The organism is Candidatus Eisenbacteria bacterium (genome assembly GCA_020847735.1).
Taxonomy (GTDB): Bacteria; Eisenbacteria; RBG-16-71-46; order RBG-16-71-46; family RBG-16-71-46; genus CAIXRL01.
This window is the reverse complement of sequence record JADLBL010000018.1, coordinates 18,085-33,777: the sequence shown is the minus strand read 5'-3', so window position 1 is coordinate 33,777 and position 15,693 is coordinate 18,085. Positions and strand designations below refer to the sequence as shown.

The 15,693-nt window shown below is 71.6% G+C and carries 9 protein-coding genes; 4 read left to right on the top strand and 5 right to left on the bottom strand.

All coding sequences use genetic code 11. The features are described 5' to 3' along the window. Positions 1–29 precede the first annotated feature (29 nt). Positions 30–605 (top strand): sigma-70 family RNA polymerase sigma factor, encoded by a 576-nt coding sequence (locus IT347_08030; GenBank protein MCC6349523.1) that lies wholly within the window; start codon positions 30–32, stop codon positions 603–605. A gap of 100 nt (positions 606–705) precedes the next feature. Here the strand turns inward: IT347_08030 and IT347_08025 are convergent, their stop codons facing one another. After that, positions 706–3,606 carry a protein kinase gene (locus IT347_08025; protein MCC6349522.1) on the bottom strand — a complete coding sequence of 967 codons (2,901 nt, stop codon included), beginning with the start codon at positions 3,604–3,606 and terminating at the stop codon, positions 706–708. 31 nt (positions 3,607–3,637) lie between these two features. On the opposite strand from IT347_08025, the gene IT347_08020 reads away from it, so the two are divergent. Together IT347_08020 and IT347_08015 are read left to right on the top strand one after the other, a co-directional pair. Further along, complete coding sequence (locus tag IT347_08020; protein MCC6349521.1) at positions 3,638–6,565, top strand: T9SS type A sorting domain-containing protein; 2,928 nt, start codon at positions 3,638–3,640, stop codon at positions 6,563–6,565. An 89-nt stretch (positions 6,566–6,654) separates the two neighbouring features. After that, positions 6,655–10,125: a VCBS repeat-containing protein gene (locus tag IT347_08015; protein ID MCC6349520.1), complete on the top strand. Its 3,471-nt coding sequence runs from the start codon at positions 6,655–6,657 to the stop codon at positions 10,123–10,125. A 103-nt stretch (positions 10,126–10,228) separates the two neighbouring features. Here the strand turns inward: IT347_08015 and glpK are convergent, their stop codons facing one another. The 3 genes from glpK to IT347_08000 are packed head-to-tail and all read right to left on the bottom strand — an operon-like array spanning position 10,229 to position 13,880. Beyond that, a complete protein-coding gene (glpK, locus tag IT347_08010) occupies positions 10,229–11,713 on the bottom strand; it encodes a glycerol kinase GlpK (GenBank protein ID MCC6349519.1) in 1,485 nt (494 codons plus the stop codon). After that, positions 11,710–13,182, bottom strand: a complete 1,473-nt coding sequence (locus IT347_08005) for an FAD-dependent oxidoreductase (protein MCC6349518.1) — start codon at positions 13,180–13,182, stop codon at positions 11,710–11,712. Before IT347_08005 ends, glpK begins: the two co-directional genes overlap by 4 nt. Next, positions 13,179–13,880: an inorganic pyrophosphatase gene (locus IT347_08000; GenBank protein ID MCC6349517.1), complete on the bottom strand. Its 702-nt coding sequence runs from the start codon at positions 13,878–13,880 to the stop codon at positions 13,179–13,181. The genes IT347_08005 and IT347_08000 overlap by 4 nt, the downstream gene beginning before the upstream one ends. A gap of 324 nt (positions 13,881–14,204) precedes the next feature. Between IT347_08000 and IT347_07995 the strand changes: the two genes are divergently transcribed. Then, a complete protein-coding gene (locus IT347_07995; protein ID MCC6349516.1) occupies positions 14,205–14,762 on the top strand; it encodes an NAD(P)H-dependent oxidoreductase in 558 nt (185 codons plus the stop codon). A gap of 50 nt (positions 14,763–14,812) precedes the next feature. On the opposite strand, the gene ribA is transcribed toward IT347_07995, so the two are convergent. Further along, positions 14,813–15,460 (bottom strand): GTP cyclohydrolase II, encoded by a 648-nt coding sequence (ribA, locus tag IT347_07990; protein ID MCC6349515.1) that lies wholly within the window; start codon positions 15,458–15,460, stop codon positions 14,813–14,815. Between the last annotated feature and the right edge of the window lie 233 nt (positions 15,461–15,693).

Genomic DNA, 15,693 nt, shown 5'->3' with positions numbered 1-15,693 from the left:
CCGGTTCGCGCCCGCTCCGGGGGACGACCATGGATGAGAAAGAGCGTGACGAGCCCGGGGGTTCGGACGCCTTCTTCGCGCAGGTCTACGACGAGCTGCGGGCGATCGCGCATTCGCGAATGCTGCGGGAACGGCAGGGGCAGACGCTGCAATCCACCGAGCTCGTGCACGAGGCCTACTTGCGGCTGTCCCACGGCGATCCGGCGTGGCGGAACCGCGGCCACTTCTTCGCCGCCGCCGCCGAGGCGATGCGCCGCATTCTCATCGAGCGCGCGCGGGCGCGCGGGCGCGTGAAGCGGGGAGGGGACGAGGCCGGGCGGCCCCCGAAGAAGGTCCCGCTGGACCTGCCGCAGGTCGCCGAACTGGCCGACGATCGCGATCCGGAGGCCGTGCTGGTGCTGGATCGGGCGATCGAGCGTCTCGCGCGGATCGACGAGCGGGCCGCGCAGGTGGTCAGGCTGCGCTTCTACGCGGGGCTCAGCGTGGAGGAGGTGGCCGGAGTGCTCGACACCTCGAAGAGCACGGTCCTCCGTGACTGGGAGTTCGCGCGAGTCTGGCTCTACTCGGAATCCGGACGAGCGGAGGACGAGGCGGCGGGAGCGTAGTCACCGGGTTCCGTGACGTCGCCCGCCGCGGCGCGGCGGGAGCGGCCCTCCTCGATGCCTCCCACGCGGAGTTCCCCACGGGGCCGCCCGCGAACGAAACCTATCCCGGAGGTGACAGGAGCGGGGCCAGCTCCTCGTAGCGAGAGATCGCGTCCCCGGTCGCTCCCCACAGTCGCGCTTCGCGAAGCTTTTCCCTCGCGCCCGCCAGATTGCCGCCACGAACCCGGACCGCGGCCCACGTCAGGGTGATCGTCGCAAGGTCGGGCCCGGTCTCGCCGGAGTCGCCTCGCCAGAGCCGGATCGCACGCGCCAGCATCGCCTCGGCATCGGCGTGCCGTTGCTCGAGCGACCTCAGGTAGCCACGTTCGGCGACGTACACGGCTCGCGAGCGCCGGCGTCCCGCGTCGGACGAATCCAGCAGGCCCTCGGCCCTTTCGTACATGCGATCGGCCGCCGCGAAGCGGCCCGCGTCGCGCAGCACGCTCGCGTAGCTGCCGCAGGCCTCCGCGTTGAGGACGTTGGCCGGATCCTCGCGATCGAAGGTCGCGATCACCTGGCGGAACGCCGACTCCGCACGGGCCGTGTGGCCCGCGCTGGCGAGGGCCCGTGCCAGGTTCATCTGGACCTCGGCCGTGCGCAGACTGTGGAGGCCGTAGAGTCCCGCTCGGATGCGCCAGGACTCCTCCGAGCGCGAGACGGCGGCGGCGACATTTCCAACCGCGAGGTGCAGGATGCCGAGCGTGTTGAGCGGAATCGCCAGATCAGGTTCCCGGCCGGACTTCCTGAGTATCGCCACCGCCTCCTCTCCGGCCGCGATCGCATCGCGATAGCGTCCGAGACTGATGAGCGCCTCGACCTTGCCATCGAGTGCGCCGGCGATCCCGGGGTGGTCCGGTGGGTAGATCCCACGCGCGAGTGCGACGCCGGCGTCGGCGTGAGCGACGGCCCGCGCCGTGTCGTTGCGCCCACCGTAGAACTCGGCCATTCGCTGGTGGAGGTTCACGGTCCAACTCGGCCAGCGACGGCTCGCCTCGGACAATGAAAGGGCGCGCCGGTAGAAGCTTTCCTGATCGGCGTAACGACCATCGTTGCGGGCGATGTGGCCGCGCGAGGCGTTCAGGCTGATCAGCTCGAACGTGTCGGGACGAACGGTGGACTCCACGAGTGCCATCGCCTTCGCGAGGACGGAGTCGGCCTGCTTCGAGTCGCCCCGGTCGTTGAGCCACTGCCCCTTGACCCGCAGGCACCGGGCCACGAGGTCCGGGTCAGGGTCGCGCGACCGCTCGAGCGTCCCGAGCGCGCGATCCATCAGCGCGCTGATTTCAGGGTCGTGCCTGCGGCCCGCCACGCGGAGTCCATGGGCCAGTTCGTAGAGCTGACGGACCACGAGTCGCGTCTCGGGCGCCGGGCCCGAGTCCACCAGTGCGAGCGCCTCCCGCAGGAGCGTCAGGCCCTGATCGTCGAGCGCGATGTTGAGGTGCGCGGTGCCCATCGCGGTCAGCAGCCTCGCCCGGACCACCGTGTCGTCCAGTGGCGTGCTGCGGATGCGCCGGGTGCCCTCGTCGAGCAGCATGGGCGCGGTCAGCGACTGTCCGCGCGCCCGATCGGGACCCGCCGCCGCGAACAGCTCGACGAGGAAATCCGAAACCTGCCTCGCCGCCGCGGACTCGCGCCCGGCGGCGCGTTCGGCGCGCACCGCCCGCGTCAGGCCGATGGTCGCCGCGATCCCGCCGGCCACGATCGCGAGCATCACCAGCGCCGCCGCCGCCACGCCCACCCTGTGGCGACGCGCGAACTTGCGCAGGCGGTAGGCCGCGCTCGGCGCACGCGCCAGGACCGGCTCGTTGGAGAGGTACCGGCGCACGTCCGCCGCCAGTTCGGACGCCGAGGCGTAGCGCCGGTCCGGTTCCTTCTCCAGCGCGCGCAGCGTGATCCACTCCAGCTCGCCCCGAAGCTGGCGGCGCAGCGTGCGTTCGTCCGAGGCCCGACGATCGGCCAGCTCCGCGGTGGCGCCGCGATCGAACCGGACCGCGAGGCCCGGCGGCTCCTCCTCGCGAATGATGCGGATCGCTTCGCTCCATTCGGCGTTCTGCAGGCGCGCTCGATCGAACGGAAGTTCGCCCACGAGCAGCTCGTACAGGACGACACCCAGCGAGTAGATGTCCGAGCGCGTGTCCACGTGCGCGCGAATCGCGCCCGCCTGCTCCGGGCTCATGTAGCCGAGCGTGCCGAGCACCATGCCCTCACGCGTCATCTGGCTCCGGTCGTCGGCCGTGTCAACGATCGCCTTTCCGATTCCGAAATCGATCACCTTGAGCGTCGTTCCGCGCTCACCGCGCGCCACGAGCAGGTTCGAGGGCTTGAGATCCCGGTGGACGACGCCGCGCTGGTGCGCATGCTGGACGGCATCGCAGACCGCGGCGAACAGCTCGAGCCGCTCCCGCAGCCGCAATCGCTCGGCATCGCAGTAGGCGGTGATCGGAAGCCCCGGGAAGTACTCCATCGCGAAGTACGGGCGTCCCGACTTCGCCTCGCCCGCGTCGTACACCCGCGCGATCGCGGGATGGTCCATGAGGGCGAGCGCCTGGCGCTCGCTCTCGAAACGCGCGATGACCAGGCGGGTGTCCATGCCCGGCTTGATGAGCTTGAGGGCGACCTGGCGGCGGATCGGACGATCCTGCTCGGCCAGGTACACGATGCCGAATCCGCCCTGACCCAGCGGGCGGACGATTCGATACGGACCGACGAGGCTTCCGGGCTCGGGAGCCTCGCCCGCGCCCTCGGGCCGCGCCGGCGCGAGGAAAGAGCCCATGGACTCGGCGCTCTCGAGGAGTGCTTCCATCCGCCGCCGGAGCCCGGGCTGTCCGGCCAGCGCGCGATCGACGAATGCGGCGCGCTCGGCCCTCGGCAGCTTGATCAGCTCGCCGTAGAGGTCGCGCAGGAGGCGCCACTCCGCAACGCTGAGGTCGCCTGACTCGGACGGTCGGTCGTGATCGGACATGAGCGGTGGGCCGGAAGTCTAGCCGAAGGCCATGGGCGCGTGGCGGGTGATTTCCGCGGGGTCGGGTGACACCTCCCGGAGATTTCCGTCGCATGAGCATCGAAGCCCGTTCGCCGACGCTCCAACCACGAGGTGTCCCATGGCTCGCCGCCCGTTGCCCGCCACGCCCAGACACGGCGCTCGGAGCGCTTCCGTCGCCCCGAGACTCGACCGCTTCCTCCCCGGTCATGCGCATCGCAATGTCGCCCGCATGGCCCGCGGCATCGCCCTGTTCCTCGTTCTCCTGACCGGGACGCCCACGTCGGGGCTGGCCGCGCCCGGGGATCTCGACGGGGCATTCGCGGGCATCCTCGACCCGACCGTCGGTCAGAACGTCATGTGTCATGCGGTGGCACCGGACGGGAAGATCGTCCTGGCGGGAACCTCCGGCAGCTCGATCGTGGTTTGTCGCCGCCTGCCCAATGGTGAACCGGACGTCAGCTTCGGGGGCGATGGCACGGTCAGTGTCACGCATCCGGACGGGCCGGTATCCGCTCGCAGCGTCGCGGTTCAAAGCGACGGCAAGATCGTCGTGGCTGGACAGGGCAACTATGACGGCTACAGGGACTTCCTGGTGGTTCGGCTTCTGAGCTTCGGAGCGCTCGACCCTGGCTTCAGCGGGAACGGCTTTGCTTCCGCGTGGATATCGCAGGCCGCGAACTACGCCCGAAAGGTGTTGATCCAGCCCGATGGCAAGATCGTCGTCGCCGGTTCGGCCCTTGTCCAGGGCGACTACGATTTCGCGGCGGCGAGGTTCAATTACGATGGAACGCCCGACGCGAGCTTCAGCGGCGACGGAAAGACGAGCGTCGGCGGATTCCAGGCGTTCGGTGGGAACGATGAGTGCTACGACGCGGTTCTTCAGGCCGACGGCAAGCTGGTCATGGTGGGCGGCTCGGTCGGCTACTCGCTGCTCGATGAGGACTTCGCTCTGGCTCGGCTCAATATGGACGGCTCGCTCGACGGCAGTTTCGACGGCGACGGCAGGTTGAAGACGGGCTTCGGCGACTTCTACGACCGGGCTCTTGCCGTGGCGATTCAACCGTCGGATCAGCGCATCGTCGTCGTGGGCCAGGGGAGTTCCCTGGGCGAAGCAGGACGTGCCGCGCGGTACTACAGCTCGGATGGCTCACTCGACGGGTCTTTCGACGGTGACGGCAAGATGAACCTGCCGCTGATCGCCCACGACGTGGACATCAACACGGCGGGAAAGATTGCAATCATCGGGATCGACCCCGGCAAGGATGCGCGCGCTCTGCGCTTGAATAACAACGGCACTCCCGACCCGGAGTGGCAGGAAGACGGAGACGTCTTCGTCGACGAGGATATCTTCGAGCCTCCTTCGTTGTCGCTGCTTGCCGACGGCCGCGTCCTCACGGTCGTGCCGAAGGAGGGCGATTGCCGGCTTCGGCAATGGTGGGCGAACGGGGTGCTCGAAAGTGGCGGCACGCAGGTTGCGGCGTTCGACGACGTGACGTTTCCGCGCGGCTCCCATGAAGTCGCGCTCGACGCCGCGGTCCTGTCCGATGGAAAGATCGTCCTTGCCGGGACCGTTTCGACCCCCCAGTTCACGGAGTCCGACTTCGCGCTGACACGTTTCCGCTCGAACGGCATCCTCGACAACTCTTTCGGGGTCCACGGGCGGGTCGCACTCTCACTCGGCGACTTCGACTACGCCCGCGCGATGGCGGTCCAGCCCGACGGCAGGATCGTCGTCGCCGGTTACACCGGAACCGGCAGCGCCGTGAACTTCATGATCGCCCGCTTCCACTCCAACGGCAGCCTCGACAATTCATTCGGTTTCGGCGGATTCAACGCGCTGGACTTCGCCGGCGGAGCCGACTACGGCTGGGCGATCGCGTTGCAGCCGGACGGCAGGATCCTGGTGGCGGGAACGGTCTTCAACGGAGTGCGCAACGTCTTCGGCGTGGCCCGCTTCGGCAGCGACGGCACGCTCGACCGCTCCTTCGACCTCGATGGCAAGCAGTTCTACGAGTTCTCGGTCGGACCCACCCACTGGGCGTCCGCGATGGTCGTGCAGGCGAGTGGGCGGATCGTCGTGGGCGGGCACGTCGGCGGCGATTTCGCCCTCGTGGCATTCACCCCGGCGGGCGGCGTGGATTCGAACTTCGGCACCTTCGGCAGGACGATCCGAAACCTCGGTGGGGACGACTACCTCGAGGCGCTGGCGATCGCGCCGAATGGTTGGATCTACGGGGTGGGATCGCGCTTCATCGGCGGGAACGGCGACTGGGCGATCGCCCGGTGGACGGCGAATGCCGGCCTCGTCCCGTGCAACCCGACCTGTCCTTGGACGACCGCGTTCCGGGACTTCGGCGCCACTTCGGGCTGGGCCGAAGCGATCGACTTCAGAGGCGACGGCAATTTCGTCGTGGGGGGCACCGCAGGGTCCAATGCTCACTGGGCGCAGTTCACCCCAGGCAGCACGGCGCCGGTGGTCGCCGGCTTCGCGACGTTCCCCGGCCTCGCGACCAACGGGACCGCCGTGCGCTTCGCCGGCGCGAACCGTGTCGTGCTCGCAGGGTCGCACGGCTTTCAGGGCGACAACAACATGATCGTGAGCAAGTTCGAGACGACGCTCAACGCGACGGTCTCCGTGGACGAGCCCATGCCGATCGCCGCCACCCTCCGGATGGCGGCGCCGTACCCCAATCCGCTCATCGGCCGTTCGACGATCAGCTTCGAGTTGCCCCAAACCCGGACGGTGCGGCTGGCGATTCACGACGTGTCCGGGCGCCGGGTGCGGTTGCTTCAGGATGGGGAGCTTGTCGCGGGAGCGCACCAGCGCCTCTGGGACGGCACCGACGACCAGGGACGCTCCGTTGCCGCGGGTGTCTACTTCGCACGGCTCGACGCGGGCTCGGAGCAGGCGTCCGCGTCGCTCGTCGTGATCCGGTGACGAATCCGGTAGGACTCGAAGTTTGCCGTTTTCGCGGGCTGGCCCGGGCGATAGAATTCACGACCTTGCGACGACCTTCCGGAGGCCCCATGAAACCTGTTCATCCGTCACACGATCTTGTGGACCGCCAGCCGACGCCGGGCGCCCCCCGGAGATCGCCGGCCGGCATCGTGCGCGCGATCCCTCTCGCTCTCGCGGCCCTCGCCCTCGCGCCGCTCGCCGCCTCCGCGCAGGCCTTTGGCGTCGCGGCGCGCGTGGACCTGCAGACCGGTCCCGGGCCGCGCTGGGTCGCGACCGGCGATCTGAACGGCGACGGAAAGCTCGACCTCGTCACCGCGAACTACAGCTCCAACACCGTCTCGGTTCTGCTCGGACTGGGGGGCGGCGCCTTCGCGGCCAAATCGGACTTCGTCTCGGGCGCGACCGTGAACATGGTGGCGATCGGCGATCTGAACGGCGACGGCAAGCCCGACCTCGCGACGGCCAACTACGGCGCGGCCACCGTCTCGGTGCTGCTCGGCAACGGCGCCGGCGGTTTCGGCGCGAAGACCGACATCCCGGTCGGGCTCGCGCCGCAGGCGATCGTCATCGCCGACCTGAACGGCGATGGGCGACCGGACCTCTCGTGCGCGAACGGCAACTCGAACAGCGTCTCGGTCCTGCTGGCGAACGGCGCGGGTGGCTGGATCCGGACCGACTACACGACCGCCTCCAACCCGATCGGGGTGACGATCGCGGACGCCGACGGCGACGGCCGGCTCGACCTGCTGTCGGCCAACTTCTACGGCAACTCGGTCTCGCTGTTCCTCGGCGACGGGGCGGGCGGCTTCGGGCCGCGGACGGACTATCCGACCGGCGGAAATCCCGGATCGGTCGCGGTCGAAGACGTGAACGGCGACGGTGTCGCGGACCTGGGCGTCGCGACAGGGGGCAACTCGAGCGTCGCGGTCATGCTCGGCGATGGCGCCGGCGGTTTCGGATCGCCGACGCTCTACCTCAGCCCCTCCGGGGTGTTCACGGTGCTGTTCGCCGACGTGGACGGCGACGGCCGCGCCGATCTCGTCTCGTCGTCCGGCGGCGCGAATCTCACGTCCGTGCGTCCGGGAGACGGCGCCGGCAACTTCGGGTTCCGGACGGACTACTCGACCGGCAGTGGCGGCTACTGTTCCACCGTCACCGACGCCAACGGGGACGGCCGCGCCGACATCCTGGTCGCCAATCTGTTCGCCTCGACGGTGACGGCGCTGTTCGGCAGCGGGACGGGAGGTTTCGCGCCACGGACCGACGTCACGACCGGGGTGGGCCCGCAGGCGGTCGCGATCGGAGACCTGAACGGCGACGGCCGGCCGGACGTCGCGGTCGCGAACAGCGGCGCCGCCACGCTCTCGGTGCTGCTGGGGGACGGCGCGGGAGGTCTTGCGCCGAAGACCGATTTCGCGACCGGTGTTGGGCCGCGGTCGGTGGCGTCGGCGGACCTCAACGGCGACGGTGCGTTGGATCTCGCCACGAGCAACTACACCGCCAACACGATGTCGGTGATGCTCGGCAACGGCGCGGGCGGCTTCGGTCCCCGAACGGACTACGCCGCGACCGCCACGCCGAACTTCGTCGCGCTTCGGGACATCAACGGCGACGGCAGGTCCGACATGGAGGTCGCGAACATCGGAGCGAGCACTGTTTCGGTCTTTCTCGGAACCGGCGCCGGCACGTTCGGGCCGAAGATCGATTATCCGACCGGAGGGCAGTTGACCTCGCTCGCGATCGCCGACCTGAACGCCGACGGCCGGCCGGACATCGTGACGACGAACATCTTCGCCAACTCGGTCTCGGTCCTGCTCGCCGATGCCTCGAACACCTTCCCGACTCATGTCGAGTACGCGGTGAACGGACGGCCCTACTCGGTGGCGATCGCCGACTTCAACGGCGACGGCCGGCCCGACCTGGCGGTCGCGAACTTCGACGGTCACAACGTGTCCATCCTGCTCAACGCCGGGAGTGGCACGTTCGCCGGCAAGGTGGACTACCCGACGGGATTGTCACCCCAGTGCGTTCGCGCCGCGGACCTGAACGGCGACGGCCGGCTGGACCTCGCGGTCGCGAACGGCAATTCGAGCACCGTTTCGATCCTGCTCGGGACGGGCACGGGCACGTTCGGTCCGAAGACGGACATCGTCTCGGGAAGCAACGGGCAGGATCTGGCGATCGGCGACCTGAACGGCGACGGCCGGCCCGATGTGGTTTCGACGAAGCAGTTCACGAACAACGTCGCGGTCTTCCTCGGCGCGCCGTTCACCACCACCGCGCTCACCGTGAGCCCCAGCCCGTGCGTGCTCGGAGCGCCGATGACGCTCGACGCGGCGGTCTCGGTCGTGGCCCCCGGCTCGGGTACGCCCGCCGACTCGGTGCGGTTCTTCGACGGGACGACGCTGCTCGGCACGGCGCCGGTCTTCGCGGGCCACGCGGGGCTGGTGTTGTTCGCGCCGCGCGTCGGCCCGCGCAGTTTCTCGGCCCGCTACAAGGGCGACGGCCGCGTACTCGGCAGCTTCGCGACGCCCGCGGCCGTCCGCGTGGTCGCCTCGGCCGCCCCCGCGATCGCGGGCATCTCCGACGTCGGCGGCGACCAGGGCCGCGCGCTGCGGCTGCGCTTCCGTGCGAGCGGCTTCGACTATCTCGGTTCCGCCCGCCCGATCGCGCGCTACGACGTCTTCCGGCGTATCGAGCCCGGGCTCGCGCCGGCGGCGATCGCGAAGCCGGCGGCGGCCGCCGCGGCCTCGGCGTCCGCGGCCCGGCTCGCGGAGCTCGCCGCGGCGGGCTGGGAGCAGATCGGCAGCGTCGCGGCCCGCACCGACACGGCGTACAACCTCGTGGTGCCGACCCTGGCCGATTCGAACGCCGGCGGCCTGCATCGCGCGGCGTTCTTCGTCAGCGCGGCGACCCTGACGCCGGGCATCTACTACGATTCGGCGCCCGACTCGGGCTACTCGGTGGACAACCTTCCGCCCGCGCCGCCGGCGCCCTTCACCGCGTCGTTCTCCGCCGGCGTCACCGCGCTGCACTGGGGCGCGAACACGGAGTCCGACCTCTGGTATTACCGGCTCTACCGCGGCAGCTCGTCCGGTTTCACGCCCGGGCCCGGCAACCTCGTGGCGACCCGCAGCGACACCGCGTACGCCGATCCCGGTCCGCCGGGCGGCTACTACAAGTTGTCGGCCGTGGACGTGAACGGCAACGAGAGCGGCTACGCGCTCGTCACGCCCGCGGGCACCACGGGAGTGGAGGGCGGCGCCGCGCCGGCTTTCGCGCTCGAGGGACCGACGGCGAACCCGCTGACCGGTGGCCGGCTCGACATCGCGTTCGCGCTGCCCGACGGGGCGCCCGCGCGGCTCGAGCTGCTCGACGTGGCCGGCCGGCGCCTCGCCACGCGCGAGGTGGGCGCGCTCGGCGCGGGGCGGCACGTCGCGCGGCTGGGCGAGGGCCACGCCGTCGCGCCGGGGCTCTACTTCGTGCGGCTGTCGCGCGGGGAGGCGTTCCGGATCGCGCGAGTCAGCGTGCTCGACTAGCTCGGCGCGACCCGCGGCAGGAGCGATCGTGGCTGCCCGGCGGCCACCCATTGGGTGGCCGCCGCGGCCTGCGGTCCCCGGGCGCGCGGCGGCGCGTACGCGCTCACCGCAACAGCATCGAGAGCGCCGCGCGCCAGCGCGCGACCTCACGGCGGCGCCAGGCGGCGCCCTGGCGCGGACGGAACTCGCGTTCGAGTCGCCGCGCAGCGGCGAGTTCGCGGGGCGATCGCCAGAAGCCCGTCGCGAGCCCGGCCAGCAGCCCCGCGCCGAGCGCGGTCGTCTCCACGACGCGCGGGCGGCGAACCGGCACGCCGAGCAGGTCGGCCTGCATCTGCATGAGCAGCGCGTTCCGCGTCGCGCCGCCGTCCACCTGCAGGGCGGTCAGGCGCGCGCCCGCGTCGCGGGCCATGGCCTCGACCAGATCGAGGCTCTGGAAGGCCAGCGACTCGAGCGCGGCGCGGGCCACGTGGGCGCGCGTCGTGCCGCGCGTGATTCCGGTGAGCGCCCCGCGCACGTCCGGGCGCCACCACGGCGCGCCGAGCCCGGCGAACGCCGGCACCAGCACGACCCCGCCCGAGTCGGGCACCGAGCGCGCGAGCGGCTCGCTTTCGGCGGCGTTCCGCAGGATGCCGAGGCCGTCGCGCAGCCACTGGAGGGCGGCGCCGGCGATGAACACGCTGCCTTCGAGCGCGTACGCGGCCTCGCCGCGCGGCCCGCAGGCCACCGTCGTGAGCAGCCCGGCGCGCGAGCGCACCGGCGCGCCCCCCGTGTGAAGCAGCAGAAAACAGCCGGTGCCGTAGGTGTTCTTCGACTGGCCGGCCCGCACACACCCCTGTCCGAACAACGCCGCCTGCTGGTCGCCGGCGACTCCCGCGACCGGCACGCCGCGGGGCAGGAAGCGCAGGCCGCGCGTCGCGCCGAAGTCGCCCGCGGACGGCCGCACCTCGGGCAGCGCTCCCGAGGGCACGCCGAAGCGGCGCAGCAGCGCGCTCTCCCAGCGCAGCGAGCGCAGTCCGAACAGCATCGTGCGTGAGGCGTTGGTCGGGTCGGTGGCGTGCACCGCGCCCCCGGTCATCTTCCAGACGAGCCAGGCGTCCACGTTGCCGAACGCGAGCCGGCCGGCGCGCGCGAGCGAGCGGGCGCGCGCGTGGTGCGCGAGCAGCCACTCGATCTTGGTGGCCGAGAAGTAGGGATCGCAGACGAGGCCCGTGGCGCGGCGGATCGCCGCGGCGTGGCGGCGCTGGAGCGCCTCGCAGCGCGCGGCGGTACGGCGGTCCTGCCAGACGATCGCGCGGGCGACGGGCTCGCCGGTGCGGCGGTCCCACAGGATCGTGGTCTCGCGCTGGTTGGTGACGCCGATCGCGGCGACGCCCGTCCGCGGCACCCGGGCGGCCGCGAGCGCGCGCGGAACGGCCGCTTCGACGCTCGCCCAGATTTCGTCGGGGTCGTGCTCGACCCAGCCGGGGGAGGGGAAGTGCTGCGGCAGCTCGGCGTAGCCGCGGCCGCGCACGGTGCCGCGGCGGTCGAGCACGAGCGCGGTGGTCCCGGTGGTTCCCTGATCGATCGCGAGCACGAACCTTTCCTTCACGGCCGGCCTCCTTGCAGTCCTTCGAGCGCGCGCGCGATGCGCTCGTCGCCCGCGCGCACGTCGGCTTCCCAGCGATCCACCTCCTCGCGTTCGCGCTCCGGGCTCCAGCCGAGCCGCCGCGCCATGCCCGCCGCCACTCCGGGCGCGGCCGCGAGCCCGCGGTCGTCCTCGAGCCAGTGCGTGCTGCGGCGGCGCAGCGTGTCCGCGAGCGAACGCGCGAACTCCTCGCCGGCGGCGTGCGCGCCGAGCGCGCCGGCATCCCCGGCGGCGGCGAACGGCGCCGGCAGCGGCACGTCGTCCCTCGCCGGCGGCGCGTCCTCGCGCCCGAGGAGTCGCGCGACCGCGGCGAGCGTGTCGCGCGCCATGACGCGGAAGGTCGTGTACTTGCCGCCGGCGGTCGTCACGACCGGGCCTTCGGTGACGACCCGATGCTCGCGCGAGGCGCTGCCGACGGCGCCGCCCGAATCGAGCAGCGGCCGCACACCCGCGAAGGCGGCGAGGGGCCGGCTCGCGGCAGCGCCCGGCAGCACGCGCGCGACCTCGGAGGCGAGGTAGCGGATCTCGTCCGGCGTGGGCTCGGTGTCGTCGGGCGATGGCGGCGACGCGGTCTCGACCTCGGTCGTGCCGACGAGCGAGCGGCCGGCGAAGGGCACGACGAAGAACGCACGGCCGTCGGAGGCCGCGGTGACCAGAACGCCGTGGCCCCGGGTGAGCGCCGGGTAGACGAGATGCGTGCCGCGCGAGGGCCGCAGCAGCGGCCGCGGGTCCGGGGCGCCGGGCGTGAGCGCCCGCGAGAGAAAGACGCGCGTGGCGTCGGTCCAGGCCCCGGTGGCGTTCACGATCGCGCGGCAGCGAAGCTCGCGCTCCTCGCGCGTCTCGCGGTCGCGGACGGACAGGACGAACTCGCCCGCGGCTTCGGCGCAGGGACGCGCGACGATGAGTTCGCGGCGCGTGAGGATTTCGGCGCCGTGTGCCGCCGCGTCGCGGGCGACCGCGACCGCCAGGCGCGCGTCGTCCATGACCCCGTCGGAGTAAAGCCCCGCGCCGAGCAGTCCGCGCGGCTCGAGGTCCGGTTCGAGCGCGAGGGCGGCGCGCGGGGTCGCCCAGCCGCGCGCGCTGAAGCCCGCCCGCCCCGCGAGCACGTCGTAAAGCCACAGCCCGGCGCGCAGCTTCCACGGCCGGAGCCGTCCGCCGCGGGCGAGCGGGACCATGAAGCGCACCGGGTGCGAGAGCGCGGGCGCCATGCGCGTGACGGCGGCCCGCTCGGCGAGCGCTTCGCGCACGAGCCCGAACTGGCCGTGCTCCAGGTAGCGCAGACCGCCGTGCAGCATGTGGCTCGAGGCGCTGCTCGCGCCGCAGGCGAGGTCGTCGCGCTCGATCAGCGCCACCGGCCAGCCGGCGCGCGCGGCAAGCCGCGCCACCCCGAGCCCGGTGACGCCGCCGCCCAGCACGACGACGTCGTGCGTCACCCGCGTTCGTCCCCGCCGGCGCCCAGGGCCTCGTCGAGCATGCGCTCGAGGTCGCCATACCTGGCGCGATAGTCCACCTGCGCGCGCGCGATCACCTCGCGCGCGGTTTCGGCGCCGTAGACACCGGCCAGCTCGACCGGGGCGTTGCGGGCGCCCGGCATGTTCTTGTAGGTGAGGAAGTAGTGCTGCAGCCGGTCCACCAGCACCGGGGGGCAGTGCTCGATCTCGGTCCAGCCCTCGTAGGTCGGGTCGCTCTCCAGCACGGCGATGATCTTGTCGTCCACCTCCTCGCCGTCGAACATGCGCAGGCCGCCGATCGGGCGCGCGCGCACCATGAGCCCGCCGTGGTTGATCGAGCGTTCGGTCAGCACGCACACGTCGAGCGGATCGTTGTCGCCGCGCAGTCCCGTGCGGCCCGAGTGGCGGGCCGCGAAGGCCGCGACCGTGTCACCGCACAGCGTGCGCGGGATGAATCCGTAGGGCTCGGGCGAAAGGCTCGAGTAGCGCTGCGGCCGGTCGAGCTTGAGGATGCCGCTGCGCTTGTCGATCTCGTACTTCACCGTGTCGGTGGGCACGAGCTCGACGTACACGGTCACGACGCCCGGAGCGTTCGGACCCGGCGAAAGCCCGTGCCAGGGGTGCGCCTGGAAGAGCAGCGAGAGGAGCCGCAGCGGATCGTCGGGCGGGCGGAGCGTCATCGGGTGCCTTTCGTCTCGGGGGCGTTGCCTTGACCGGCCGCGGCCCGCCGGATCGTGATCACGGTCCGGCCGGCCCGCGCACCCGGCGGCGTCCGTGGGGCGCAAGGCCGCGCCCGCCGAACGATCAGGCGTGGTCTCGCGCCGCGCACTTCACCGCCGCCGACGACGCACATGGCCGCAAGATAGCGCAGCCGGACGCCCGCGACGACAGGCCCGGGGTATTCTCCGCCGGGTGCGGGGAGCCCGCACCGAATCCCGGCCCGGCGCCGGGCATCGAACCCGCCGGCCACCTCGCTGGATTCCTTCGATCGGGAGACTCGCGCAATGACGCCGCTGAAGATCCTCGCCATTTCCGGCAGCCTGCGCCGGCTTTCCTTCAACCGCGCCCTCACGCACGCCGCCGCCGAGCTCGCTCCGGCGGGCTCGAGCGTCGAGGTCGCCGACCTGCGCGGCGTGCCGGTGTACGACGAAGACGTGAACGCGGCCGGGCCGCCCGAGATCGTGCAGGAGTTCAAGCGCCGGATCGCCGAGGCCGACGCGATCTTCATCGCCACGCCCGAGTACAACCACAGCGTCCCGGGCGTGCTCAAGAACTTCATTGACTGGACGAGCCGCCGGCCGAGCCAGCCCTGGAAGGGCAAGCCGGTGGCGATCGCCGGTGCGTCCAACGGCGGCTTCGGGACCGTGCGCGCGCAGCTCGCGCTGCGGCCGATCCTCGCCTGCCTCGATGCGCGCGTCGTCGAGAACCCGCAGGTGCACGTCTCGCACGCGGAGCAGAAGGTGGACGCCGAGGGCCGGCTCACCGACGAGCCGACGCGCGAGCACCTGGCGCGGCTGCTCGCGGAACTCGTCTCGCGCGTGCCGGGGCGGCGGCCGGCCTGAGAGCCCCGCGCCCGTGGCGGGTCGCCGGGGCGCGACCGCGTCCCGCTGCGTCAGTCGAGCGCGGCGCCTTCCACCTGCACGGGTTCGCCCTGCTCGGCCAGCCGCACGCATTCGAGCGCGCCCAGCAGGTGGCCGGAGCGGTCGCGCTTGGTCTCGAGGTAGTGACGGTTGTAATCGTTGGGCGGAATCACGTGCGGCAACCGGCCGCTCACCTGGACGCCGAGCCGCTTGAGGTCGTCCACCTTGCGCGGATTGTTGGTCATCAGCCGGATGGACCGGACGCGCAGGCTGAACAGCATGTGCGCCGCGATCGAGTATTCGCGCTCGTCGTCGCGAAAACCGAGCGCCAGGTTCGCCTCGACGGTGTCGAGGCCGCGGTCCTGGAGCGCGTAGGCGCGCATCTTGTTCGTCAGGCCGATGCCGCGACCTTCCTGGCGCAGATAGAGCACCATGCCGCATTCCTGCGCCGCGATGGCCCGCAGTCCCGCCTCGAGCTGGTCGCGGCAGTCGCAGCGCAGCGAGCCGATCGCGTCGCCGGTGAGGCACTCCGAGTGGACGCGGACGGGCACGTCCTCACGACCCGTCGGGTCGCCCTTGAGGATGGCGATGTGATCCTTGCCGTCGCGGTTGTTCCAGAAACCGGCCACCTGGAAGCGGCCGAAGCGGGTGGGAAGCTCGGCGATGGCGACGATCTTCACGCAGACATGGTTCTCGCCGATCCCGGCGCAATCGTGATCCGCTTCGCGCGCCAGGATGGCGTCGATTTGCTCTCGGCTGAAGGACAAGGGGCTACCTCTCGGCGGAATGGACGGGTTCACGCGGCGGCCCACCGACGGCAGGGCCCGGTCTTGTGGATGAAGCGCGGAACGTCGCGATTCGGGCGAATGCCGACGCGGCTACTCTAACAGGCTGCTGAAAAAGTATCGATGAG